22 protein-coding genes are annotated in these 25,946 nt (G+C 64.9%); 17 read left to right on the plus strand and 5 right to left on the minus strand.

Annotated elements, in window-relative coordinates:
- Positions 1 to 4 precede the first annotated feature (4 nt).
- From HOY44_RS03055 to HOY44_RS03070, 4 genes are all read left to right on the plus strand, one after another.
- Entirely contained in the window at positions 5 to 511 is a 507-nt protein-coding gene (locus HOY44_RS03055; RefSeq protein ID WP_138422658.1) for a hypothetical protein, read from the plus strand.
- Between the two features lie 115 nt (positions 512 to 626).
- Complete coding sequence (locus HOY44_RS03060) at positions 627 to 1,262, plus strand: glutathione S-transferase family protein (RefSeq protein ID WP_138422657.1); 636 nt, start codon at positions 627 to 629, stop codon at positions 1,260 to 1,262.
- A 25-nt stretch (positions 1,263 to 1,287) separates the two neighbouring features.
- Positions 1,288 to 2,499, plus strand: coding sequence for an acetyl-CoA C-acetyltransferase (locus HOY44_RS03065; RefSeq protein ID WP_138422656.1), 1,212 nt, complete (start codon positions 1,288 to 1,290; stop codon positions 2,497 to 2,499).
- A 13-nt stretch (positions 2,500 to 2,512) separates the two neighbouring features.
- Positions 2,513 to 4,699 carry a 3-hydroxyacyl-CoA dehydrogenase NAD-binding domain-containing protein gene (locus tag HOY44_RS03070; RefSeq protein ID WP_287432952.1) on the plus strand — a complete coding sequence of 729 codons (2,187 nt, stop codon included), beginning with the start codon at positions 2,513 to 2,515 and terminating at the stop codon, positions 4,697 to 4,699.
- A 61-nt stretch (positions 4,700 to 4,760) separates the two neighbouring features.
- On the opposite strand, the gene HOY44_RS03075 is transcribed toward HOY44_RS03070, so the two are convergent.
- Positions 4,761 to 7,160 carry a methyl-accepting chemotaxis protein gene (locus HOY44_RS03075; RefSeq protein ID WP_287432955.1) on the minus strand — a complete coding sequence of 800 codons (2,400 nt, stop codon included), beginning with the start codon at positions 7,158 to 7,160 and terminating at the stop codon, positions 4,761 to 4,763.
- A gap of 57 nt (positions 7,161 to 7,217) precedes the next feature.
- Complete coding sequence (locus HOY44_RS03080) at positions 7,218 to 7,832, minus strand: ImuA family protein (RefSeq protein ID WP_287432956.1); 615 nt, start codon at positions 7,830 to 7,832, stop codon at positions 7,218 to 7,220.
- Between the two features lie 115 nt (positions 7,833 to 7,947).
- Between HOY44_RS03080 and HOY44_RS03085 the strand changes: the two genes are divergently transcribed.
- The 11 genes from HOY44_RS03085 (at position 7,948) to ptsP (ending at position 21,675) form a co-directional block, all read left to right on the plus strand.
- The gene (locus HOY44_RS03085) at positions 7,948 to 8,982 is read left to right on the plus strand and encodes an aldo/keto reductase (protein WP_287432958.1); all 1,035 of its coding nucleotides are present in this window, start codon (positions 7,948 to 7,950) and stop codon (positions 8,980 to 8,982) included.
- 55 nt (positions 8,983 to 9,037) lie between these two features.
- Positions 9,038 to 9,574 carry a lipocalin family protein gene (locus HOY44_RS03090; RefSeq protein WP_287432960.1) on the plus strand — a complete coding sequence of 179 codons (537 nt, stop codon included), beginning with the start codon at positions 9,038 to 9,040 and terminating at the stop codon, positions 9,572 to 9,574.
- 21 nt (positions 9,575 to 9,595) lie between these two features.
- Positions 9,596 to 10,042, plus strand: coding sequence for a lipocalin (locus tag HOY44_RS03095; protein WP_287432961.1), 447 nt, complete (start codon positions 9,596 to 9,598; stop codon positions 10,040 to 10,042).
- The gene (locus HOY44_RS03100) at positions 10,039 to 10,935 is read left to right on the plus strand and encodes an EamA family transporter (protein WP_287432964.1); all 897 of its coding nucleotides are present in this window, start codon (positions 10,039 to 10,041) and stop codon (positions 10,933 to 10,935) included. Before HOY44_RS03095 ends, HOY44_RS03100 begins: the two co-directional genes overlap by 4 nt.
- A 60-nt stretch (positions 10,936 to 10,995) precedes the next feature.
- Positions 10,996 to 12,714: a methionine--tRNA ligase gene (gene metG / locus HOY44_RS03105; RefSeq protein ID WP_287432965.1), complete on the plus strand. Its 1,719-nt coding sequence runs from the start codon at positions 10,996 to 10,998 to the stop codon at positions 12,712 to 12,714.
- A 69-nt stretch (positions 12,715 to 12,783) separates the two neighbouring features.
- On the plus strand, positions 12,784 to 13,251 hold the full coding sequence (locus tag HOY44_RS03110; RefSeq protein ID WP_008335021.1) for an NUDIX hydrolase: 468 nt from the start codon (positions 12,784 to 12,786) through the stop codon (positions 13,249 to 13,251).
- 64 nt (positions 13,252 to 13,315) lie between these two features.
- Positions 13,316 to 13,735 carry a DUF1178 family protein gene (locus HOY44_RS03115; RefSeq protein ID WP_138422647.1) on the plus strand — a complete coding sequence of 140 codons (420 nt, stop codon included), beginning with the start codon at positions 13,316 to 13,318 and terminating at the stop codon, positions 13,733 to 13,735.
- A 39-nt stretch (positions 13,736 to 13,774) separates the two neighbouring features.
- Positions 13,775 to 14,596 carry a glycosyltransferase gene (locus HOY44_RS03120; RefSeq protein ID WP_287432968.1) on the plus strand — a complete coding sequence of 274 codons (822 nt, stop codon included), beginning with the start codon at positions 13,775 to 13,777 and terminating at the stop codon, positions 14,594 to 14,596.
- Between the two features lie 221 nt (positions 14,597 to 14,817).
- Complete coding sequence (locus HOY44_RS03125) at positions 14,818 to 17,793, plus strand: calcium-binding protein (protein WP_287432971.1); 2,976 nt, start codon at positions 14,818 to 14,820, stop codon at positions 17,791 to 17,793.
- 69 nt (positions 17,794 to 17,862) lie between these two features.
- Positions 17,863 to 19,098, plus strand: a complete 1,236-nt coding sequence (locus HOY44_RS03130) for an aspartate kinase (protein ID WP_287432974.1) — start codon at positions 17,863 to 17,865, stop codon at positions 19,096 to 19,098.
- A 315-nt stretch (positions 19,099 to 19,413) separates the two neighbouring features.
- Entirely contained in the window at positions 19,414 to 21,675 is a 2,262-nt protein-coding gene (ptsP, locus tag HOY44_RS03135; RefSeq protein ID WP_138422644.1) for a phosphoenolpyruvate--protein phosphotransferase, read from the plus strand.
- Positions 21,676 to 21,748: 73 nt separating this feature from the next.
- On the opposite strand, the gene HOY44_RS03140 is transcribed toward ptsP, so the two are convergent.
- On the minus strand, positions 21,749 to 22,240 hold the full coding sequence (locus tag HOY44_RS03140) for a GNAT family N-acetyltransferase (RefSeq protein WP_287434718.1): 492 nt from the start codon (positions 22,238 to 22,240) through the stop codon (positions 21,749 to 21,751).
- A gap of 158 nt (positions 22,241 to 22,398) precedes the next feature.
- On the opposite strand from HOY44_RS03140, the gene HOY44_RS03145 reads away from it, so the two are divergent.
- On the plus strand, positions 22,399 to 23,004 hold the full coding sequence (locus tag HOY44_RS03145) for a flavin reductase family protein (RefSeq protein WP_008335012.1): 606 nt from the start codon (positions 22,399 to 22,401) through the stop codon (positions 23,002 to 23,004).
- 91 nt (positions 23,005 to 23,095) lie between these two features.
- A complete protein-coding gene (locus HOY44_RS03150; protein ID WP_287432977.1) occupies positions 23,096 to 23,467 on the plus strand; it encodes a DUF4260 domain-containing protein in 372 nt (123 codons plus the stop codon).
- Positions 23,468 to 23,621: 154 nt separating this feature from the next.
- Here the strand turns inward: HOY44_RS03150 and HOY44_RS03155 are convergent, their stop codons facing one another.
- On the minus strand, positions 23,622 to 25,250 hold the full coding sequence (locus tag HOY44_RS03155; RefSeq protein WP_287432979.1) for a SulP family inorganic anion transporter: 1,629 nt from the start codon (positions 25,248 to 25,250) through the stop codon (positions 23,622 to 23,624).
- A 92-nt stretch (positions 25,251 to 25,342) separates the two neighbouring features.
- Positions 25,343 to 25,945, minus strand: a complete 603-nt coding sequence (locus HOY44_RS03160; RefSeq protein ID WP_287432980.1) for a hypothetical protein — start codon at positions 25,943 to 25,945, stop codon at positions 25,343 to 25,345.
- Position 25,946: the final 1 nt, after the last annotated feature.

Consider the following 25,946-nt stretch of genomic DNA (forward strand, 5'->3'; position numbering starts at 1 on the left):
ACCCATGAAACGCATACTCGCCGCCGCCGCCATCGCGACCGCCCTACCCTTGTCGGCCGTCGCCTTCGACACTTCCGACAAAGCCGCCGTCGAAAGCGCGATCGCAAGCTTCGACGCAGATTTCCGTGGCAAGAACTTCGAAGGCGTGCTGAACGCCATGCCGCCGAAGATGCTGAACTACATGGCCCAGCAGATCGGCATTCCGGCCGCCGAACTGCCCGCCACCATGGCGCGCCAGATGTCGGTGTTCATGGGCGACGTGACGGTCGAGCGGTTCAACATGAACACGAACCGCATGACCACCGGCACCACCTCGGGCGGCATGGACTATGCCTTCATCCCGACGCGCACGACCGTGAAGGGTCCGGAAGGCCGCCAGACGATGAACAGCTACACGCTCGCCCTTCAGGAAGAGGGCAAATGGTATCTGATCCGCATTGAACAGGAACAGCAGCTCAACATCGTGAAGGCGGTCTACCCCGCCTTCTCGAACGTGCGCCTGCCAAACTAGGCCGCGCACTGCGGAAGGGCCCGCCCCTTCTCTGTTTCAGAAAACCTCGGGGGGTCCGGGGGGCTGGCCCCCCGGTCCGACCCTGCGAAAAAGAACGAACGGGAGGACAACGGACATGACGGTGAAGCTCTACTGCTTCGGAGAAAGCGGCAATTCCTACAAGGCCGCGCTGGCGATGGAACTCGCAGGCATCGACTGGGAACCGGTCTTCGTCGATTTCTTCAACGGCGAGGCCCGCTCGGACGCCTACAAGGACATCAACCCGATGGGCGAGGCGCCGGTGCTGGTCGACGGCGACATGAAGCTGTCGCAGTCGGGCGCCATTCAGGACTGGATCGTCGAAAAGACCGGCAAGTTCTGGTCGGACGACCCCGCCGAGCGGCGCGAAATCCTGCGCTGGCAGTTCTGGGACAACCACAAGGGGTCGAGCCAGTTCGGCGTCACCCGCTTCCTGATGAACTTCCTGCCGGAAAAACACCGCAACGCGGATGTCATCGCCTTCATGCAGGGCCGCTGCAAGGCCGCGCTCGGCGTGCTCGAAGCGGAACTCGCCACCCGCGACTGGCTGGTGGGCGACCGCCTCACCATGGCCGACATAAGCTGCTGCGCCTACCTCTACTACCCCGAGCCCTTCGGGTTCGAGCGTGCGGACTACCCCGCGATCTCGGCCTGGCTCGACCGCATTTCCGAAACGCCGGGGTGGAAACACCCCTACGACCTGATGCCCGGCTCGCCAGCCGACCGGGCCTGAGACCGAAAGGACGAAAGGGAGACCTATGTCTGAAGCCTATATTTACGACAGCGTGCGTTCGCCGCGCGGCAAGGGGCGTGCCGACGGCAGCCTGCACGAAGTGACCGCCGTGTCGCTCGGCAAGCAGATGCTGAACGCGATCAAGGAACGCTCGAACCTCGACGGCCACGCGGTCGAAGACGTGATCTGGGGCAACGCCACGCAGGCGTTCGAGCAGGGCGGCTGCCTTGCGCGGACCACCGTGCTCGCCTCCGATCTCGACGAGCGCATTCCGGGCCTGTCGATCAACCGCTTCTGCGCCAGCGGTATGGAAGCCGTCAACCTCGCCGCCAATCAGGTGCGCGGCGGCGGTGGCGATGCCTATATCGCGGGCGGGATCGAGATGATGAGCCGCGTTTCGATGGGCTCCGACGGGGCCGCCGTTGCGGTCGATCCGACGGTGGCGATGGACAGCTACTTCGTCCCGCAGGGCATCTCGGCCGACATCATCGCGACCGAATACGGGTTCTCGCGCGACGACGTCGACATGCTCGCCGTCGAAAGCCAGAAACGCGCGGCCGAAGCCGTGGACGATGGCCGGTTCGCCAAAACGCTCGTCACCATTCGCGACGTGAACGGCCTGCCGATCCTCGACCACGACGAATACATCCGCCGCGGCACCGACATGCAGGCCCTTGGGGGCCTCAAGCCCGCGTTCAAGGATCTGGGCGAGGTGATGCCGGGCTTCGACAAGGTCGCAAGGCTCAAGTACCCGCATCTGGAAAAGATCAACCACGTGCACCACGCGGGCAACTCGTCGGGCATCGTCGACGGTTCCGCCGCGATCCTGATCGGCAACAAGGCCTTCGGCGAGCGGCACGGGCTGAAACCCCGCGCCCGGATCAAGGCGACCGCCAAGATCGGCACCGATCCGACCATCATGCTCACTGGCCCCGTGCCCGCGACCGAAAAGATCCTTGCCGACAGCGGCATGTCGATTTCCGACATCGACCTGTTCGAGGTGAACGAAGCCTTCTCGGCGGTCGTGCTGCGCTTCATGCAGGCCTTCGACGTCGATCATTCCAAGGTCAACGTGAACGGCGGCGCGATCGCGATGGGCCACCCGCTTGGCGCATCCGGCGCGATCATCATCGGCACTCTGCTCGACGAGCTTGAGCGCACCGGCAAGGGCACCGGCCTCGCCACTCTCTGCGTCGCCTCCGGCATGGGTGCCGCGACGATCATCGAGCGCGTGTAAGGAGATCTGACAAATGGCTGAATTCACGATGGAAAAAGGCGCCGATGGCGTCGCAGTGATTACCTGGGATCTGCCGGGCAAGTCGATGAACGTGCTTACGCTTCAGGGCATCGAAGAGCTTGAGGGGCTGACGAAGGACGCGCTGGCGGACGACTCCGTCAAAGGCATCGTCATCACCTCCGGCAAGGACACCTTCGCGGGCGGCATGGATTTGAACATCCTCGCCCAATTCAAGGAAAACGGCGCCGAAGGCGTGTTCGAGGGCACCATGCGCGGGCACAAGATGCTGCGCACGCTGGAGCTTGCGGGCATGGACCCCAAGACCAAGAAGGGCGGCAAGCCGGTGGCAGCGGCGCTTCCCGGCACCGCGCTCGGCATCGGGCTGGAACTGCCCTTGGCGACGCACCGCATTTTCGCGGCGAACAACCCCAAGGCCAAGATCGGTCTGCCCGAGATTCAGGTCGGTATCTTCCCCGGCATGGGCGGCACCACGCGGCTCGCGCGCAAGCTGGGCGTGATGGCGGCGTCGCCGTTCCTGTTACAGGCCAAGATGTCCTCGCCCGAGGCCGCGGTGAAGGCCGGCATCATCGACGAGGTGGCGGACGATCCGGTGGCCGCCGCGAAGGAATGGGTGCTCTCCGCCACGGACGCCGATCTGGTCAAGCCGTGGGACGCCAAGGGTTACAAAGTGCCCGGCGGCGCGCCCTATCACCCGGCGGGCTTCCAGACCTTCGTGGGCGCCAACGCCATGATCATGGGCAACACCTGGGGCGCTTTCCCGGCGCCCAAGGCGATGCTGTCGGCGGTCTACGAGGGGCTCATGGTGCCCTTCGACACCGCGCTGAAGATCGAGGCGCGCTGGTTCACCAACGTCATCATGAACCCCTCGTCGGGGGCCATGATCCGCTCGCTCTTCCTGTCGAAAGAGGCCCTTGAAAAGGGTGCCGTGCGGCCCGAAGGCGTGCCGGACCAGCGTGTCCGCAAGGTCGGCGTGCTGGGCGCCGGCATGATGGGCGCGGGCATCGCGCTCGTCTCGGCGCAGGCCGGCATCGACGTCGTGCTCATCGACCAGAAGCAGGAGGCCGCCGACAAGGGCAAGGCTTACACCGAATCCTACCTCGATGCGGGCGTGAAAAAGAAAAAGACCACGCCCGAAAAGAAGGACGAGGTGCTGGGTCGCATCACCGCGACGACCGACTACGCCGCGCTGTCGGACGCCGATCTCATCATCGAAGCGGTGTTCGAAGATCCGGGCATCAAGGCCGAGGTGACCAAGAACGTGGAAGCCGTCATTCCCGATGACTGCATTTTCGCCACCAACACCTCGACCCTGCCGATCACCGATCTGGCCAAGGCGTCGTCGCGCCCCGACCAGTTCATTGGCATCCACTTCTTCTCGCCGGTCGAGAAGATGCTGCTGGTCGAGATCATCAAGGGCGCCGAGACGGGTGACCGGGCGGTGGCCAAGGCGCTCGACTATGTGCGCCAGATCCGCAAAACGCCGATCGTTGTAAACGACGCGCGGTTCTTCTACGCCAACCGCTGCATCATCCCCTACATCAACGAAGGTGTGCGGATGGTGGCGGAGGGCGTCGAGATGCCGCTCATCGACAACGCCGCACGTCTGCTCGGCTTCCCGGTGGGGCCGCTGCAACTGGTGGACGAGACGTCGATCGACCTCGGCGTCAAGATCGCCAAGGCGACCAAGGCCGCGATGGGCGATGCCTATGACGATGCGACCGACGAGATCATGTTCTGGATGTATGACGAAGGGCGTCTGGGCCGGAAATCCAACGCGGGCTTTTACGACTACGACGAAAAGGGCAAGCGCGCCGGGTTCTCGGACGTGGTCAAGGACCGCTTCCCCGCATCGAGCGACCAGCCGGACCTGACCGAAGTGCAGCATCGCCTGATGATGAGCCAGGTCCTTGAAGCCGTGCGCGCGCTGGAAGAGGGCGTGCTCGAAGACATTCGCGAAGGCGATGTGGGCGCCATCCTCGGCTGGGGCTTCGCGCCGTGGTCCGGCGGCCCGTTCTCGTGGCTCGACATGCTCGGCGCAGCGAAGGCGGTCGAGATCTGCGATCACCTGACCGGGGCCTATGGCGAGCGGTTCGCGACGCCCAAGATCCTGCGTGAGATGGCCGAGAAGGGCGAAACCTTCTACGGTCGCTTCGGACCGCAGGCCGCGAAGGCCGCCTGATCGTTCCGCTCACGACTTGAAGACCAAACGCCCGGCCCTCTGGCCGGGCGTTTTTCTTTCGTCACGCCACGTCGCGCGCTTCGCTCTTGCCTTCGCCGTCCCAGCCCCGGAAGCGTCCGACGAGATGCCAAAGCTCGCCCACCGACCGCTCGAGCGCCTGCGTCGCCGCGGTCGTTTCCTCGAACATCGCGGCATTCTGTTGCGTCACGCCGTCGAGTTGATCCATCGCGATATTGACCTCGTCGATCCCGTTCTTCTGATCCCGGGCGCGTTCCGCGACGACGTCGATCTTCTGGGCGATGGTGTCGACCCGGTCCGCGATCTGCGCGATTTCGGTGCCGTTCTGCCGGACGAGGCCGACGCCGGTCTTGACCTGTTCCCGGGTGGTCGAGATCAAGCGGTTGATTTCGCCGGCGGAATCCGTCGCCCGCTGGGCCAGCGCCCGCACTTCCGAGGCGACGACGGCGAAGCCCCGCCCGGCCTCGCCCGCCCGCGCGGCTTCGACACCCGCATTGAGGGCGAGCAGATTGGTCTGGAACGCGATGTCGTCGATGACCGCGATGATCTTCACGATCTCGTCCGACGAGCTTTCCATTTCCAGCATCGCCGCTTCGGCATGTTCGACGGCCTTCATCGACGAGCGGGTCTGTTCCGCGGCCTCGACCGCCTCATCGCGCACCGTGCCGATCTCACGGGTCGACTCGTCGACCTGACCGCGCATCTGCCGCATCGTTTCCGACGTTTCGGCGATGGAGGCGGCGGAGCTTTCGGTGCGTCTTGCGAGGTCGCGCGACGCGTTCGAAATTTCGGCGACATGGGCATTGATGGTCTCGGTGCTGAGTGAGATCGCCGACACGATTTCCTTCAACCCCCGGACCGCATCGTTGAAGTCGAGGCGAAGCGGTTTGTATTCCTCGGCGAAGAACTGATCGATGGACACGTTCAGATCGCCGTCGGACATATCCTTGAGCGAACGGGCAAGGTTCTTCACGACCTCGGCAAGCTCTTCGGCCTGGCGCTCGCGCTCGGCCTGCTGGCGTTTCGCGTCCTCTTCCCGTTCTTTCTGGAACTGCATCTGTTGCGCGTGTTCTTCGGCGGCCATGACGCGCTTGCGTTCGGCTTCCTCCAGATCGCGCTGGCGGTCGCGTTCGGCACTGGCGAGCCGCGCTTCCTCGGCTTCTCGCGCTTCGATCTCGGCCGCTTCGAGCGCGTCGCGCATGACGATCAGCCCGTCGGCCATTCGTCCGATTTCGTCGCCACGGTCGAGGCGTGGAATCTCGGCCCGATAATCCCGTTGCGCAATGCTGGACAGCGCATTCGTGACAAGACGGATCGGGGCCGCGATGGACCGCGACAGGCCGAGCGCGATCAGGGTCGCTGCGCCGAGCGCGACGATGCCGATGACGACGAAGGCAAGACCCATGCGGTTGATCGGCCCCACAAGGTCCGATCGCGGCTGCTCGGTCACCACGCCCCAGGTCGTTCCGTGAAAGGTCAGCGGGGTGAACGCGGCTTCGACGGTGCGGCCCGACGCATCGCGGTACACCTCGAGCCCCTTCTGCCCGGTAAGGGCAGCCGCCACCGCCGGGTTGTCCGCCTGCGTTGCGAGAATATCGTTTTCGGGCGTATCGACCCGGTCCGACCGCAACAGACCGTCGCGCCCCACAAGATAGGTCGCGACGGAGCCCTTTGCGCTGACCGCCGCGTTCATCGCCGCATTGATGCGGCTGACGGGCATCTGGATCGCCAGCACACCCAACGAAGTGCCCAGATCGTCAAAGACCGGTGTGGCGATAAAGGCGGCTGCCGCTCCGTGCGACGGCGCATAGGGCGCGAAATCGTAGAAGATGGGTTCCGCGCCCGGCGCCAGCCCGCGGGCGTCGCGGAACGCCCGGCCCAGGTCGCTGTCCTTCCACGGCCCCGTGACAAGGTTGGTGGCGTAGTCCAGTTCCTTGAACACTGTGTAGACGATGTTGCCGTGCGGATCGATCAGGAAGATGTCGTAGTAATCCATCGCGACAAGGCGCGCGCGGAAGCCCGGATGATACGTCCCGTGCTTCACGTCGTAGCTCGACCCCGTGGCGGCGCTGTCCAGCAGGTGTTTTTCGCCCGTGGGGTTGGGGTTGTCTTCGATGTAGTTGCGCTGAAGCTCGGCATCGGGCGCGTCCATGCGGGCGAACGCACCGCTGAATGCGCGCATCGCTTCGATCACGGTCTTGTCCTGGGTAAGCGCGTTCAGATCGGCGTCGATGGTCGCGAGCAGGTCCGACATTCGGGCCGCCGGCGCCTGTGACACGGCGGTCAGACGCCCCTCGACCTCGCGCATCATGGCGTTTCGGGCCATGAAATAGGCCGCGACCGAAGTGACGATGATCGCCACGGCGACGAGGCCGACCATGAAGGCCGGCAATTTGACGACGAGGTTCATGTCGCGAAATCGGGACGGAATACTGGCGATCACGGCGCGCTCCAATCATTGCGGATCGCGGCACCATAGAATCAGAGCCCTACGATTCCCCTAATGCAGGCGCGGCTCGGGGTCCGGCATGGCCCCCAGAACGAATTCCCCTGCCTTTACGCCGACTTGCCAGCTTCGCGGCGGCTCCTGCCGGTCGCGCTCGCGGGTCAGCCGCCAGCCCTCGTCCGCCCCGTGGGCCGGGGCCATGCGCCAGCGGCTTTCGGCCCCCGGCGCCACCCCTTCGGGGGTGAGGATCAGCCCGAGCGGCCGCGTTCCCTGCCCCGCCCCCGCCTCGCAGGCCAGTTGCATCCGGCGCATCGGCGTCAGCCCCGGCGGATCGGGCAGTTCGCCCACCACCAGCGGCACGGCACCGGAGCGCAGCGCCTCCTCCAGCGTCCAGAGCAGATCGACGGGGCGCGCGCCATCGACGAAAACGACCCGCCCCGGGTCCATCAGCTGCGCCATGCCGGGGCCGTGCAACCGCGCCCCCTCCCACCCCGGTCGCACCCAGATCACCGGCCCCTGCATCCCCGCAGCGATCAGGAGCGCGAGCGTGTGACGGGCCGGGCCGCAGATTTCATGCACCCGCGCCTGCGCCAGCTCCAGCCGCCCGAGAAAGGGCTGGCCGGGGGTGGCACGGTGCGGGCGACGGTCGAGCAGGACGTTGTGATGCATGATCCCATGATAAATGTTCCCCTTATGTTCTCAAGCCTTTTCCGCTTCCGGGTTGCATTCCCGCTGCATCGCGGCACACTCGCGCCAAACCGGACAGGAGACATATCCCGTGAGAATGAACACCATCGCAGGCAGCGCGCTGACCGTCAGCGAACTCTGCCTTGGCTCGATGACCTGGGGCACGCAGAACACCGAGGCCGAAGGCCACGCGCAGATCGACATGGCGCTGGACCACGGCATCAACTTCATCGACACCGCCGAGATGTATCCGACCAACCCGCTGTCCAAGGATCACTACGGCACCACCGAGCGGATCATCGGCAACTGGTTCGCGCGCACCGGGCGGCGCGACGACGTGGTGCTCGCCACCAAGGTCACCGGCCCCTCGGCCACCGTCCGGGAAGAGGGTTATGACGGCGAGATCATCCGCCAGACGGTCGAGGACAGCCTGCGCCGCCTTCAGACCGATTACATCGACATCTACCAGACGCATTGGCCGCAGCGCGGGTCGTACCATTTTCGCCAGAACTGGAAATACGCGCCGTGGGAACAGGACCCGGTCGAAACCGACGACCTGATGCGCGACGTGATGGAGACGCTCACCGACCTGCGTGACGCGGGCAAGATCCGCCATTTCGGCGTCTCCAACGACACGGCCTGGGGCACGGCCAAGTGGCTCCAGATCGCGCGTGAGATGGGCGGGCCGGAAGTGGTCACGATCCAGAACGAATATTCGCTCCTGTGCCGGCTGTTCGACACCGACCTTGCCGAGTTGTGCATGCATGAAGGCGTGCGTTGCATCGCCTATTCGCCGCTGGCCGCCGGGCTGCTCACCGGCAAGTACGAGGGCGGAACCACCGTGCCGGAAGGGTCGCGCATGTCCCATGTCGCGAACCTTGGCGGGCGCACGACGGACCGGGTCTGGCCCGCAATCGACGCCTATCTGGGCATCGCCGAGAAACACGGGCTGGACCCGGTTCAGATGGCGCTGGCCTTCGTCACCTCGCGCCCCTTCATGGGCACGGCGATTTTCGGCGCGACCAAGCCGGACCATTTGGAACGCGCCTTGGGGGCAGCCGACATGACCCTGTCGGACGAAGTTCTGGCCGAGATCGAAACCGCGCATAAAGCGCATCCCATGCCCTACTGAAGTCATCCGTTTCCGCCTGTGCGTCGTAAGATGTGCAGCAAATGGAGACAGACAGATGCGTTTCACAACAGCACTCATGGCGCTGGCGACCACGGTCGCCTTCGCCGCCCCCGCAACGGCTGCGAAATACCGTGACACCAGCGTGCCCATGCAGACGGTCAACGTGAATATCGACCGCTACATGGGAAAGTGGTACGAAATCGCCCGCTTCCCCAACTGGTTCGAGAACAATTGCGCGGGCGTCACCGCCGAATACACGCTTCAGGGCGACACGTTCGAGGTGCTCAACACCTGCCGTCAGGGCACGCCCGACGGCCCGGCCCGCTCGCGCAAGGCCGAGGCGACCCCGGTTGGCCCCGGCAAGGTGAAGGTCGATTTCGTCCAGATGATCCCCGGCATCGGGGTCGGCGACTACTGGGTGCTCTACGTCGCGCCCGACTACTCGCTAGCCGTGGTGGGTGAGCCGAGCGGGAGCACGGGCTGGGTTCTGTCGCGCACGCCGCAGATCCGGCAAAGCCAGCTCGACACCGCCTATGACGTGCTGCGCAAGAACGGCTACGACACGTCGAAAATTCAACTGGTCGCCCAGTAACCCGCCCCCTACAAGGGCTGCATGAGAGCGTTCTTTCTTGCAGCCCTTCTTGCCCTTTCCGCCTGCGGCACGCCCGCGCCCGAAGGCCCGCGCATGACGTCGGTCGTGGGCTACGACGCGACGCGCTTCATGGGCCAATGGGTCGAAGTGGCCGCCGTCGGGCGGGCGCCCGGTGGCACATGGTCGATCCATGACCGCGAAGGGGCCACCTTCTTCGCCGCCCTGCCCGGCGCCGAAAACGTCGTGACGTTCACCGACCGGGGCAACGGTCGGTTGGAGTTCGCGGGCGCGACCGGCACGCTCTTTGTCCTCTGGGCCGACGCGGATGACCGCACCGTCGTGCTGGGCCGCCCCGATCACAGCTTCGGCGCGATCCTGAACAAGGGTGCCGACATCTCGCCCGACCGGCTCAAGGCCGCGCGCGACGTGATGGAGTGGAACGGCTACGACCTCGGATCGCTCAGGTGATCGAGCCGTGGGTGCTGGTGGCGCTGGCCGCCGCCGCCGTTCAGACCGTCCGCTTCGCCCTGCAAAAGTCCTTGTGTGGCACCGGGCTGAGTTCCGGCGGCGCGACGTTTTCCCGGTTCATCTTCGCCGCCCCCATCGCGCTGGCCGTCACGGCGGTCTGGCTTGCCTTGCGGGGCGAGCCCCTGCCTGCGACCTCGCTCCGCTTCTGGACCTTCGTGGTGATCGGCGGCCTCAGCCAGATCGTCGCGACCATGGCGACCGTTCAGCTTTTCGCCGAACGCAACTTCGCCGTGGGGGTCGCCTTCACCAAAACCGAAACCATCCTCGTCGTCCTGTTTTCGCTTGTCCTGCTGGGGGAACCCGTCGCGCCCGCAGGTCTTGGCGCGATCCTGATCGGGGTGGCGGGCGTGATGCTGTTGAGCTGGAAAACGGGCGGCGGGCGGCTCGCCCTGTTAAACCGCGCCTCCGGGCTGGGCCTTGTCGCGGGCGCGCTCTTCGGTCTCGCCGCCATCGGGTATCGCGGGGCCACGCTGGAAATCGCGAACGACAGCGCCTTTTTCCGCGCGGTGGTCACGCTCGCCGCCGTGACCACGTTCCAGTCGCTCGCCATGGCCGCCTATCTCCGCATGGCCCAGCCCGGCGAGATGACGCGCGTGGCCAAACGCTGGCGTGTCACCTCGCTCGTCGGCGTGACCGGGATGCTCGGGTCATTGGGCTGGTTCGTGGCCTTCGCGCTTCAGAACGCGGCCTATGTCCGCGCGCTCGGCCAGATCGAACTGGTCTTTTCGCTCATGGTGTCGTGGTTTCTGTTCAAGGACCGCTCGACCCGCCGCGAAGTCGTGGGCATGGTGCTGCTCCTCGTGTCCATCGTGGTTCTGGTCCTCGTCACCTGACCACTGGCACGCCCGCGCGGCTTGCGTTACACCCTGCGCGAACTCACGCAAGGATATGACATGGCGCGCGTCCTAATCACCTCGGCCCTGCCGTATATCAACGGCATCAAGCACCTCGGGAACCTCGTCGGCTCCCAGCTTCCGGCGGATCTTTATGCCCGCTACATGCGCGCGCGCGGTCACGAGGTCATGTTCATCTGCGCGACCGACGAACACGGCACCCCTGCCGAGCTTGCGGCCGCCAAGACCGGCGAAGCGGTCGCGGATTACTGCGCCCGGATGCATGACGTGCAGGCCGAACTCGCCAAGGGGTTCCGCCTGTCCTTCGACCACTACGGTCGCTCGTCCTCGCAGCGCAACCACGCGCTGACCCAGCACCTCGCCGGGAAACTGGCGGAAAACGGCTATATCGAAGAGGTCAGCGAAGAGCAGGTCTATTCCAACGCCGACGGCCGCTTCCTCCCCGACCGCTATATCGAGGGCACCTGCCCGAACTGCGGCTACGACAAGGCACGCGGCGACCAGTGCGAGAACTGCACCAAACAACTCGACCCCGTCGACCTGATCGAACCGCGCTCGGCCATCTCCGGCTCCACCGATCTGGAAGTGCGCCAGACCAAGCACCTGTTCCTCAAGCAATCCGCCATGAAGGACGAGATCGACGCCTGGATCGACCAGAAAACCGACTGGCCTGTGCTGACCACCTCGATCGCGAAGAAATGGCTTCACGACGGCGACGGGCTACAGGATCGCGGCATCACCCGTGACCTCGACTGGGGCATCCCGGTCAAGAAGGGCACCGAGGACTGGCCGGGGATGGAAGGCAAAGTCTTTTACGTCTGGTTCGACGCCCCCATCGAATACATCGCCGCGACCGCGGAATGGGCCGATGCGACCGGACGTTCGGAAAGTGAATGGGAACGCTGGTGGCGCACCGATAAAGGTGCCGACGATGTTCGCTATGTGCAATTCATGGGCAAGGACAACGTGCCCTTCCACACCCTTGGTTTCCCCGCGACGATCATGGGGTCGCGCGAGCCGTGGAAGCTGGTCGACTACATCAAGTCGTTCAACTACCTGAACTACGACGGCGGCCAGTTCTCGACCTCGCAGGGCCGTGGCGTGTTCATGGATCAGGCGCTCGAAATCCTGCCCGCCGACTATTGGCGCTGGTGGCTTCTGTCCCACGCGCCCGAAAACTCCGACGCTGAGTTCACGTGGGAAAACTTCCAGTCCTCGATCAACACCGACCTTGCCAACGTGCTGGGCAACTTCGTCAGCCGCGTCACGAAATTCTGCGCCTCGAAATTCGGAGAAGCCGTCCCCGAGGGCGGCGAACTGGGCGAAGCCGAACGCGCGCTCATCGCCGATCTGACCGCCCGTATCCGGTCCTACGAAAAGCAGATGGAGGCGATGGAGGTGCGCAAGGCCGCGCAGGAGCTTCGCGCGATCTGGGCCGTGGGCAACGAATACCTGCAAACCGCGGCTCCCTGGACCGTGTTCAAGACCGATCCCGATCAGGCGGGCGCAATCATCCGGCTCATGCTGAACCTGATCCGCGTCTACGCCGTGATCTCGGCCCCCTTCGTGCCGGACGCCGCCGCCAAGATGCTGTCGGGGATGAATACGCTCGACACCGAATGGCCCGACGACGTCGAAGCCGCGCTTGCCGTTCTGCCCGCGGGTCATGCCTTCACGGTGCCGGAGGTGCTTTTCACCAAGATCACCGACGAAGACCGCGAAGGCTGGCAGGAGAAATTCGCCGGTCAGCGGGCCTGACACCCGGAATTGTCATTGCCGTTTCATTGCCCGGCGTTACCATCCTGACAACAGGAGGTGCCGGGCAGGATGGCCGCAATGATGATACAGCAATTGCCGTTTCATCTTAGAAACACGGGCAAACGTGACGTTCGCTCGCAGTTCGGCGCGTTGCCCTATCGGATCGTGAACGGCAAGGTGAAGGTCCTGCTCATCACCTCGCGCGGGACCGGGCGCTGGATCATCCCGAAGGGCTGGCCGATGCACCAGTGCACGCCCGCCGAAGCCGCCGGGATCGAGGCGTTCGAGGAAGCCGGGGTCAAAACGCGCCCGCACAACGCGGTCATCGGGTTCTACACCTACGCCAAGATCCAGAACGGCCGCCGGATGCCGGTCGTGGTCGCGGTCTTTCCGGTCGAAGTGAAGAAAGAACTGAGCAACTGGCCCGAGCGCACCCAACGCCAGCGCAAGTGGATGGGCCGCAAGAAGGCCGCCAAGCTGGTGCAGGAACCGGAACTGGCCCAGATCATCCGTAACTTCGACCCGACATTGCTATGACCCGTCTTGCACGGCTCCGGCAAAGGGTTACATAATCGCTGACCGTTTGTGACAGGTTGATGCGATGATCCGCTACGCCGTGAAATGTGCCGATGGGCACGTCTTCGAAAGCTGGTTCCAGAATGCAGCCGCGTTCGACACGCTCGCGGCCAAGGGGCACGTGACCTGCCCGGACTGCGGCACCTCAACGGTCGAGAAATCGCTCATGGCGCCGCGCGTGACCACCTCCGAGGCCGCGAAATCGGCCGAGACCTCGCCCGAGGCCGAGCGGGACCGCAAGATCGCCGAACTCAAGGCCAAGGTCGAGGCCGAGGGCGATTATGTCGGCCAATCCTTCGTGACCGAGGCGCGCAAGATGCACGAGGGCGAAACGCCCAACCGGATGATCTACGGCGAGGCGAACCCGAAGGATGCCGTCTCGTTGCTCGAGGAAGGTATACCTATCGCGCCGCTCCCGTTCCTTCCGACGCGCAAGGCGAACTAGCCTGTAGCCAAGTGCCGCGAACCTGTTAGAATCAGGGGCATGAAGGTCGTTTTCGAAACCCGCTTCTCGTTCTTCGGCCAGTCGGGCTGGAAGTCCGACCATGCCGCCGATCCCGCGCTTCTGTTCGCCCCGGACAGGCTGGAACACCGGCTGAAATACTTCGAAGAGGTCACGCTCGCCTCACTGGCCGGGCAGACCGACGGCGGCTTCGAACACCTGATCCTGTCGTCGACCCTGATGCCCGAAGACTGGCAGACCCGGCTGCGCGAGTTGTGTTTCGACACGCTCGGCAAGGACAGATGCCGCATCCTGTTCCGCCCCGAAGGCTCGGCGGGGCACATCATCAAGAACACCGTCGCGCGCGCCTATGGCGACGACCGCGTGGCGCAGGTGGTGCTGGACGACGACGATGCGGTCTCGGCCGATTTCGTGGCGGCCGTGAAATACTACGGCAGCTTCGCCCTGCGCGACCCGATGAACCCGAGGCCCTATACCTTCCTGTCCTTCCCGCGCGGCTACACGCTGGGGATCGAGGACGGCAAGATCGACTGGTTGTCGCCGCGCTACGTGCCCTACACGAACCTCGGCCTCGCCCTGATCGCGCCGGGCACCACCAAGCGCAACCCGTTCCTGACCAGTCACAAACGCATCGGCCTGCGCCATCCGTCCTACATGGTCACGCACATGCGCCCCTATTATCTGCGCGCCGTGCATGGGTTGAACGACAGTCGCGCCCACAAATCCGACGACGTTCTGGACGACAAATCCATTGCGGGCGTGTTCCCCTATTTCCCGTGGCTGGCCCGTCATTTCCCCGGAATCGCCGCGACCGGCGGCGACACCGGAATCGCCGCGCAGTAACTGTTTCACCTGCGGAAACTGTGCCCGACATTCCGTCTACAATCGCATTCAGGGGAAACAATTTAACCTTAACGCGCTGGGAATAATGGCTTTTTCGCGGCGAAATTGCGGAATTTTGTATCCACCTCGCCAAACCCTCAGTTAGTATCGCAGCACTGGGGGTGACCGATGGCTGCCGCTTTTTTCGGGCCCCGTGCATTTTTTACGTCGGGGGGCGTGCCATGTTCTTTCTGCTTCTGTTGATCCCGCTGCTGCTGGGTTTCGCATTCTTCTTCGATTTCGGCGGTCCCGACGACGGCATGGACGGCTCCGATGGTGACGACAATCAGGGCGGCGGTGGCACCATCGATCCGGGCGGCAACGGCACGGGCACCGGCGGTGGCGTGAACGGCGGGCCGGACGACCCGAACGTGACCGTCGACAACACCGGCGCGATCTACCTCACCGACCAGATCGACCTCTACTACGCCGGGGCCGGCGCTCAGGAAATCCACGCGCTTCAGGGTGACGACACGGTCAGCGGCCAATTGGGCGACGACACGATCTTCGGCGAAGAAGGCAATGACGAGCTCTACGGCGGCTTCGGTCAGGATTATATCGAAGGCAACGCGGGCAACGACTCCCTCTACGGCAGCTTCGACGACGACGAACTTCACGGCAACGGCGGCAACGACTTCGTCAGCGGCGGCGGCGGCAACGACGATATCTTCGGCGAAGACGGCACCGACACGCTTCAGGGCGACGCCGGGGACGACACCATCGACGGCGGCGCGGGCAACGACACGATCGACGGCGGCATCGGGGTCGACACGATCGAAGGCGGCCTGGGCGACGACACGATCCAGGGCGGCAACGGCAACGATCAGGTCTCGGGCGACGCGGGCGACGATGCGCTTTTCGGGGGCTTCGGTGACGACACCCTGACGGGCGGCGCGGGCGAGGACGACATCACCGGAGGCTCCGGCGCGGACGACATCTCGGGCGGCGCGGACGACGACATTCTGCGCGGCAACGGCGGGGCCGACACGCTTGCGGGCGATGCCGGGAACGACATGCTTTATGGCGGGTCCGAGAACGACGACCTCGACGGTGGCGACGGCGACGACACGCTGAACGGCGGGATCGGCAACGACACGCTGAACGGTGGCGCCGGTCAGGACACGATCGTCGGCTTCGACGGCGATGACGTGGCGCTCGGCGGTGACGGCGACGACGATATCTCCGGCGGCAACGGCAACGACACGCTGAACGGCGAAGCCGGGAACGACTATGTTCAGGGCGACGCGGGCAACGACACGATCACCGACCTGTCCGGCGACAACGACCTGCGCGGCGGCACGGGCGACGACACGATCACCGCGGGCGACGGCGACGACCAGATCCGTGGCGGCGACGGCGACGATACCATCGACGGCGGCGACGGCGACAACGCGATCTGGACGGGCGCCGGCGATGACGACGTCGTGTCCGGCACGGGCAACGACACGATCAACACGGACGTCGGCAACGACACCGTGGACGCCGGCGCGGGCGACGACACCGTCTATGCCGGAGACGGCGACGACGAGGTCGACGGCTGGACCGGCAACGATCTGCTCGACGGCGGCGACGGGGACGACCTGCTTCTGGGCTACGACGGCGACGACGATCTGCGCGGTGGCGATGGCGACGACACGCTGCTCGGCGAGAACGGCGACGACGTTCTGGACGGTGGCGCGGGCATCGACACGCTCGACGGTGGGGCCGGTGACGACACGATCTATCTGGATATCGGCGACACGGGCAGCGGCGGCGCGGGGGCGGACACCTTCATCGTCGACAACTCCGACCCGGATTACTACCTCGCGGACGGCACCACGCCCAATGTGGCGGTGATCGAGGATTTCGACGTCACGCAGGACATCCTTCAGATCGAGGGGCTGAACGCCAACGACTTGGGCCTCGACGGACCGCTCGCGGTGAACACCACCGGGCTGGACGCCGGGCTTCTGCTGACGATCACCGACAGCTCCTCGGGGTCGGACGTGGTCTATGCCCGTATCCTGCTCAAGGGTCTGAGCGATGCGGATGCGGACAGCATCGTGGGGCCGGACATCTTCGGCACCAATGACGACGACGACCTGTCGGCCAATTCGACCGCGAACACCATCATCGCCCGCGATGGCGACGACACCATCGCAGGCGGCATCCTGACCGACCTGATCGAAGGCGGGGACGGCGACGACGTCATCACCGGGGGCGATGGCGGTACCAGCCTTCAGGGCGGTAACGGCAACGACACCATCTTCGGTGGCGACGGCGACGACGACATCCTCGGCAATCCGGGTGACGACATGATCGACGGCGGTGGCGGCGACGACACCATCGACGGCATGGGCGGCGCGGACGAGGCCGATGGCGGCGACGGCAACGACACCATGTTCGGCGGCACCAACGACGACATTCTGCGTGGTGGAGCGGGTGACGACATCATCGAAGGGAACGGCGGCAACGACACCATCGACGGCGGTGACGGCGAAGACGACATCGATGCCGGTGCAGGCGACGACACCGTGACCGGCGGCGCCGGGAACGACACCATCTTCGGCGATACCGGCGGCGACACGATCGACGCGGGCGATGGCAACGATTACGTCGACGGCTGGAGCGGCTCCGACGTGATCGATGGTGGCGCAGGCAACGACACCCTGCTGGGCTACGACGGCGGCGACATCATTCGCGGTGGCGACGGCGACGACATCATCAACGGCGAAGCGATGGGCGATACCCTGGACGGCGGCGCTGGCGATGACGACATAAGCGGCGGCAGCGGCGACGACACGATCGAGACCGGCACCGGCAACGACACGGTCAACGCCGGCAGCGGCAACGACTTCGTCGCGGTCGAGGGCGTGGGCGAGATCACGCTGGGCGACGGGGACGACACGATCTTCGTGCGAAACGAGATCGGCACCGACGGCACGAACGACCGCGTGGTCACCGACTTCAACACCGCCGACGACGTGGTGATGGTCCCGGCCGGGGAACTGGGCAACTACTCCATCGTCGATGGCGGCACCGACGGCCTCTATCTGCTCTGGACCACCAGCAGCGTAGGTGGCGGTGTTGCGGCCTCGGTCGCGCTGACGCTCCAGGGCCTGACGGTGGCCGACATCCCGAACGTCACCATTCAGGAAGAGCCCATCGCGGTCCCCTGACCTCTTGCGCAATCCCGCGCCTGAGCTTATCAGGCGCGGGATTGAAAAGGACCACGGGGACAGGCGCAAATGCCGCTTCTGGTGATGAAATTCGGCGGCACCTCCGTCGCCACCCTCGACCGGATCGCGCGCGCCTCCAAGCGGGTCGCGCGCGAAGTCGCGAACGGCTACGACGTGATCGTCGTTGTCTCGGCCATGTCCGGCAAGACCAACGAACTCGTCGGCTGGGTCGAAGAGACCTCGCCGCTCTACGACGCACGCGAATACGATGCGGTCGTGGCATCGGGCGAGATCGTGACAGCGGGCCTCATGGCACTGCGTTTGCAGGAAATGGACATCCCCGCGCGGTCTTGGCAGGGCTGGCAGGTTCCGGTCAAAACCACCTCCGCGCACTCGGCGGCACGGATCGAGGACATCGGCACCGACGCGATCAACCAGAAATTCGGCGAAGGCTTCAAGGTCGCCGTCGTCGCGGGCTTTCAGGGCATCAGCCCCGAAGGCCGCGTGACCACGCTGGGCCGGGGCGGATCGGACACGACCGCCGTCGCCTTTGCCGCGGCCTTCGGGGCCGAGCGTTGCGATATCTATACCGATGTGGACGGCGTCTACACCACCGACCCCCGGATCGAGGACAAGGCCCGCAAACTCGACAAGATCGCCTTCGAGGAAATGCTCGAACTCGCTTCGCTCGGCGCCAAGGTGCTCCAGACACGGTCGGTCGAGCTTGCCATGCGCTACAAGGTGAAACTGCGCGTCTTGTCGTCTTTCGAAGAATATGACCCCAATGCAGGCACGCTGGTCTGCGACGAGGAGGAAATCGTGGAACAGAATGCCGTCTCCGGTGTGGCCTATAGCCGCGATGAAGCCAAAATGACCCTGATCTCGGTGGCCGACCGCCCCGGCATCGCAAGCGCGATCTTCACGCCGCTGTCCGAGGCGGGCGTGAACGTCGACATGATCGTTCAGAACATCTCGGAAGAGGGTCGCACGGACATGACCTTCTCCTGCCCCACCAATCAGGTGAAGCGGGCCGAGGACGCGCTGGCCAAGGCGAAGGAGGCAGGCGCGATCAACTTCCGCGAACTGGTGGCCGACACCGACGTGGCCAAGGTTTCGGTCGTGGGGATCGGGATGCGCAGCCACGCGGGTATCGCCGCCAAGATGTTCTCGGTGCTGGCGCGGGATTCGATCAACATCAAGGTCATCACGACCTCCGAGATCAAGATTTCGGTCCTGATTGACCGCAAGTATATGGAGCTGGCGGTCCAGTCGCTCCACGACGCCTTCGAACTCGACAAGGTCTGACCGAACGGAGCGGGCGCGCCGCGCGCCCGCGCTTTCCTAAGCCGCGCCCCGGACGTTGTCCGGCGCACGGCGATCAGGGGGCCAGCCCCCTTGGCCTCATTTGCATGGCAAATGAGCCCCACCCCCGAGGTTTTCGGGAAACAGAGAAGCGAAAATCCGCGCTTCCATGACGGCGATGCCGCGCCTTTCGGCAGCGGCGCCAAGACGCGCCTGCCCTTACGGCAAACCCGACCACATACTAATGACGTCAGGAAAACGCTTTTCGGAAGGGGCGGCGGTGTGGTTTAACTCACTCGATTGCTTCAGGGGATACGGTTGAACAAGGAAACCTCTGCGACCGAAGAGCCGACCGAGTCGCGCAAGCTGCTCGGCAGGCTCCGGGAGGCGCTCGCGGCCGACGGCGCGGGACAGGAGAGGCTTGACCATGTCACCGAGATCATCGCGACCTCGATGGGCGTCGAGGTCTGCTCGATCTACCTGTTTCGCGATGCCGACACGCTCGAACTTTGCGCGACCGAAGGCCTGAAACCGGAATCGGTGCACAAGACCCGGATGCGGATGGGCGAAGGCCTTGTCGGCCGGGTCGCGCGCACCAAGCGGATCATCAACAGCCCCGATGCGCCTTCGGAACGGGGCTTTCGCTACATGCCCGAGACGGGGGAAGAGATCTTTTCGTCCTTCCTCGGCGTCCCGGTGCAACGTCTTGGCGAAACCCTCGGCGTGCTCGTCGTCCAGTCCAAGGAAGCGCGCAAGTTCACCGAGGACGAGGTCTACGGCATGGAAGTCGTGGCCATGGTGCTGGCCGAGATGACCGAGCTCGGCGCCTTCGTCGGGGAAGGCGCGGCGCTGGCCGCCCTGCACCAGCGGCCTGCCATGTTCCGGGGTGGCTCGGGGCAAGAAGGCATCGCCGAAGGCCATGTCTGGCTGCACGAGCCGCGCGTCGTGGTCACGAACCCGATCGCGGACGACCCGCATGAAGAAGCGCGACGTCTGCGTGCCGCCGTGGACGACCTGCGGGTCTCCGTCGACGAATTGTTGGCGACGGCCCAGACCGCCGACAAGGACCAGATTCAGGTGCTGGAAGCCTATCGCATGTTCGCCAATTCGAAGGGCTGGATGCGGCGGATGGAGGAAGACATCTACCGCGGCCTGTCCGCCGAAGCCGCCGTGGAGAAAGAGCAAAGCTCGGCCCGCGCCCGGATGGCACAGGTGCCCGACGCCTATCTGCGCGAACGTCTGCACGATCTGGACGACCTGTCGAACCGCCTGCTGCGTATCCTGACCGGGCAAGGCGGCGACACCGGGGCCGAGATGCCCGAAGATCCGATCCTCGTGGCCCAGAACATCGGCCCCGGCGAGCTTCTGGAATACGGGCGGAGCCTGAAGGGCATCGTGCTCGAGGGCGGGTCGGTGGCGAGCCACGCCGCCGTCGTCGCGCGCGCGCTTGCCATTCCGCTGATCGTCAACGCCGAACGGATCACGACCGAGGCGCTGAACGGGGACGCGATCATCGTCGACGGCGATCAGGGCGTCGTCCATCTGCGCCCCGAAGACAGCGTGAGGGCCGCGTTCCGCGACAAGGTCGCGATGCAGGCGGAACAGCAGAAACGCTATGTCGGCCTGCGCGACATGCCCGCGACCAGTGACGACGGCAAGACGGTGTCGCTGGTGATGAACGCGGGCCTCATGGCCGACCTGCCCTCGCTCGAAAGTTCCGGGGCCGAGGGCGTGGGGCTGTTTCGCACCGAGTTGCAGTTCCTGATCCGCACGAACGTCCCGAAACGCGAGGAACTGGCGGCGCTTTATTCCCGCGTGATGGACGCCGCGGGTGGCAAACGGGTGGTGTTCCGCACGCTCGACATCGGGTCGGACAAGGTGCTGCCCTACATGAAGCCCCAGGACGAGCCGAACCCGGCCCTGGGCTGGCGCGCGATCCGCGTGGGGCTGGACCGCCCCGGCGTGATGCGGATGCAGTTGCAGGCGCTGATCCGGGCGGCGGCGGGGCGCAACCTGTCCGTCATGTTCCCGTTCATCGCGCAGTTCGACGAGTTTTCGGAAGCCCGCGCTTTGTTCTATTCCCAGCTCGAACGCGAGGAAAAGCTGGGCCACGTCATGCCGAAAACCGTCGAGGTCGGCGCGATGCTTGAAACTCCGTCGCTTGCCTTCGCACCCCGGCAGTTCTTCGAAGAGGCCGATTTCATCTCGATCGGCGGCAACGACCTGAAGCAGTTCTTCTTCGCCGCCGACCGCGAAAACGAACGTGTGCGTCGGCGTTACGACACGCTCAACACGTCGTTCCTGAACCTTGTCGACATGATCGTGCAGCGGTGTGAAGAGGCCGAAACGCCCCTGTCCTTCTGCGGCGAGGATGCCGGGCGGCCGGTCGAAGCGGTCTGTTTCGCGGCGCTGGGGATGCGCACCCTGTCGATGCGGCCCGCCTCCGTGGGCCCGGTGAAGCACCTGATCCGGCGCACCGATCTGGGCGAATTGCGCGAAGTGATGGACACCGCGCGGCGGTCTGGATTACAGTCCGTGCGCGAGCCGGTGATGCAGTACCTGTTCCGTCGCGAAGACTGAACGCTAGGCTTTTTCCGACATTCGGGCCGGGTGCGGGTCGCATGAAGCCGGAAAAATCGGCTTTTTCGAACAATCAGCCTTTGGACCAGCGCGTGACTTGGCCCGTGATCCCCTCCCACGCGTCGGGGACGAGGTCATACCCGAGCACGCGTTCCGGGTTCGTCGGCGGCGGCATCTCGACCCCTTCGAGCTTCTCGAAACCGAACCGGCTGTAATACGGCGCATCGCCCACCAGCATGACCCGCGACCAGCCCTGATCGCGCGCGAGTTCGAGGCTGTGCTGAATGAGCAACCCGCCCAGCCCTTCGCCCTGTCGCGTCGGGTGGACCGCGACCGGGCCGAGAAGCAGCGCATCGTGCCGCCCCACATGAACCGGCCAGAATCGGATCGCGCCGCCCAGAATGCCCTCCGGGTCGCGGGCGGTCAGCGACAGGCCATCGACGGGTGACACGTCGTCGCGCAGGCGGTAGGATGACAGCGCCTCGCGCCCCGGTGCGAAACACAGGTCGTAAAGGGCTTCGACCTCCCACCAGTCGGCGGGCGTTTCTCGGGCCAGCGTGAACAGCGCGCTTTCCTTTCTCCGGCTTCCACCCGCCTTAGCCCAATCCGGGGCGGAGTTGGAAGCCCTCGGGCGCCGGAAATCATGCGCGAAAACCGGATCGGCGCATTCCATTCCATCCGGGCACGCGGTAGCAATGGGCCAAGCGTTCGCGAGGTTTTCCAATGTTCTACCGCCCCGAAGACGGCCACGGCCTGCCGCACAATCCCTTCAACGCGATTGTCGCGCCCCGCCCGATCGGATGGATATCGACGCGCTCGACGCGCAGCTACGACAACCTCGCCCCCTATTCCTTCTTCAACGCGGTCGCCTATACCCCGCCGCAGGTCATGTTCGCCTCGACCAGCGGCAAGGCCGACCGCGCGCGGGGCAAGGACACGCTCGGCAATATCGACCAGACCGGCGTGTTCTGCGTGAACGTGGTGGAATACGAGGCGATCAACGAAATGAACGCCTCCTCCGCGAGTCTTGCGGCGGGCGAGGACGAGTTTCCGCACGCAAAGGTCACCAAGGCGGCCTGCAACGAAATCGACTGTTCGCGTGTGGCGCTCGCTCCGGCCTCGCTCGAATGTCGGTTGAGCCAGCTTGTGCCGCTGGAGGGCGAAGACAATTACATGGTGATTGGGCGCGTCGTGGGCGTGCATATCCGCGACGACTGCCTTGTCGACGGCAAGTTCGACATCACGCGGTTCGGCATGGTCACCCGGCTTGGGTATCGCGACTACGCGGTCATTCGCGAGGCGTTCGAGCTGACCCGCCCGGACGATTGAGCATTCATTTCTGAATATCTCATCGTCGGTTTTCGCGGATTTCACCCCACGGGTGAATAGGTCAGAGTGTCTCCAGTGATAGGAGACCAGAATGACCCGCCGCCGCGCCCTCGAAACCCCGCAAATCGCCATGCTGCGCCTCGAAGGTGTGGCGTTGTTCGCCTTCGGCGTCGCCCAGTTCGCCTCGACCGGGGTGAGTTGGTGGCTCTTCGCCATCCTCCTTCTTGCCCCCGATCTCTCGGCCCTCGGGTATCTCACTGGACCCCGGATCGGCGCGTTGTGCTACAACCTCGCCCACACCTATACGCTGCCTGCCGCCATGATCGGGGTCGGCTGGGCCACCGGCACGCCCCCGGCCCTCGCTTTCGGTTCGATCTGGCTGTGCCACATCGGAATCGACCGTGTGCTCGGCTACGGGTTGAAGCACCGGACAGCGTTCGGAGGCACACATCTGTCGTTCTGAGGGGCCGCTTGGGGCGACGTGGGCAGAGCGTGATCGGGAATACTAGAATCCTAGTATTCTGGTTGGCACGAAATCAGCGCAACCTATTGGCAGCGCGATACAAAATCACGCTCAACCCAACACGCCAGTCGGACTTTTCACCAGAGCCGCACCCTCAGTGACCGCCCAGAATCCCCGTGCGCACCGAGTAATCGACCGCGACCTCGTAATCCGGGTCGTCGTCGCTATCTACCATCAGGTGCCCGGCGCGGGTGAGCAGCCTGTGACAGTCGCGCGACAGGTGGCGAAGCTGGATCTGCTTGCCCGCCGCCTCGTATTTCGCCGCCACCGCCTCGATCGCCTGCAATGCCGACTGGTCGGCGACCCGACTGTCGGCAAAGTCCACGACGACCTTCGACGGGTCTTTGTCGATGTCGAAAAGCTCCACGAACCCGTCCGACGAGCCGAAGAAAAGCGGGCCGTTGACCTGATAGACCTTGGCCCCCTCAGGGGTCACATAGGTCTTGGCCCGGATGCGCGTCGCGTTGCCCCAGGCATAGGCCAGCGCCGAAACGATCACGCCCACGACCACGGCCACGGCAAGGTCTTGCCAGACCGTCACGGCGGTCACGAGCAGGATGACGAAAGCGTCGATGCGCGGCACGCGGGTCAGGATGCGGACCGAATTCCACGCGAAGGTGCCGATCACGACCATGAACATGACCCCCACCAAGGCCGCGAGCGGGATTTGCTCGATCAAGGGTGAGGCGAAAAGGATGAAGGACAACAGGAACAGCGCCGCGGCGATGCCGGCGATCCGCGTGCGCCCGCCCGATTTCACGTTAATCATCGACTGGCCGATCATGGCGCAGCCGCCCATGCCGCCGAAGAACCCGGTGACCACGTTGGCCGCGCCCTGCGCCACGCATTCCTGGCTCGCTCCACCGCGCTGGCCGGTCATCTCACCGACGAGGTTCAGGGTCAGCAGGCTTTCGATCAGACCGATGGCCGCAAGGATCACCGCATAAGGCGCGACGATCTGGAACGCCTCCCAGGTGAGCGGCACGGCCGGAACGTGGAACGGCGGGAAACCGCCCTTGATGTTGGCCATATCGCCCACGCGGGGCACGTCGATGCCGAAGAGAATGACGACCGCGGCCACCACCGCGATCCCAGCCAGCGGGGCGGGCACCACCTTGGTGATCTTCGGCATAAGCCAGATCACGGCCATGGTCAGACCGACGAGCGCGAGCATCACGACAAGCGGCAGACCGGTCAGCCATTCCCCGCCCGCAGCGCCATGCCCCGCCGCCTCGACCGTGCCGGGCACCTTGAATTGCGTCAGTTGCGCAAGGAAAATAACGATGGCGAGGCCGTTGACGAAGCCCAGCATCACCGGATGCGGCACCAACCGGATGAATTTACCCCATCGCATCAGCCCGACGAAAACCTGAATGATCCCCATCAGCACGACGGCGGCGAACAGGTATTCGACCCCGTGATCGGCCACCAAGGCCACCATGACCACGGCCAAAGCGCCGGTCGCGCCCGAAATCATGCCGGGCCGCCCGCCGAGGATCGCGGTGATGAGACCGACGAGGAAGGCGGCGTAAAGACCCACCAGCGGGTGAACCCCGGCGACGAAGGCGAAGGCCACAGCTTCGGGCACCAGCGCCAGTGCGACGGTCAGACCGGACAGAAGCTCGATCCTCAGCCGCGAGATGCTCAGGGGTTCTGTCGGGGCGAGGCGCAGATCGGGCGTCTCGATACGATTGGCAAAGCGTGCCAGAAGAGCTCGGGCCAAGGGTCACCTCGTTCGGGGGATCGTGTTCGCGGGGGTCGCTTTATCGCCGCGACGCAGAAAAAGCCACCCCCGACTGTCCCGAACGGTTCAGGTCAGGCCTTCGTGGTGAAGAAAAGCCGCACTGTGACCCATTCCCCGATGTAGTAGGCACCGATCTTGCCCAAGGTCACGAACACCACCCATTCGGTCAGTGTGAGCCGCGACATCAGCACGGTGGCCGCCAGTGCGAAGATCGCGTTGCGCAGGGCGATGACCCACAGGGCAGAGACGATGAATTCGGGCGCCGCCGCCCACCGCGGGCAGAGCATGGCGTGATCGTCCGGCTCCCCCATGAGGACGGCGCAGGAAAACATGACGCCATACAGGATCGACCCGGCGATCCAGACCGACTGGACGATCCAGGCCTCAGCCGACAATCCCGCGACGACGATAATCGCAAGGACCAGAGACGTGAGGCCGAGGATGGTCGCCCGATGCGCCCGGTCGTGGGCGCGTTTGTAGTAATCGGGCACGCGCCCGGCGATCCAGACGGTCGATCCGGCCGCCATGGCGATCCAGATCGGAAGGACCCCGCGCCCAAGCAGCGCGGGATCGAGATTTGCGAAGAAAGACCACGTGCCGAGCGTGACGAGCGCGGGTGCGAGGTCACGAGGGGGCGGTGGATTGATGGATTGTAAAGTGCTGAAGTTAAACATG

Source organism: Maritimibacter sp. (assembly GCF_016774595.1).
In the GTDB taxonomy this organism is placed as follows: Bacteria; Pseudomonadota; Alphaproteobacteria; order Rhodobacterales; family Rhodobacteraceae; genus Maritimibacter; species Maritimibacter alkaliphilus.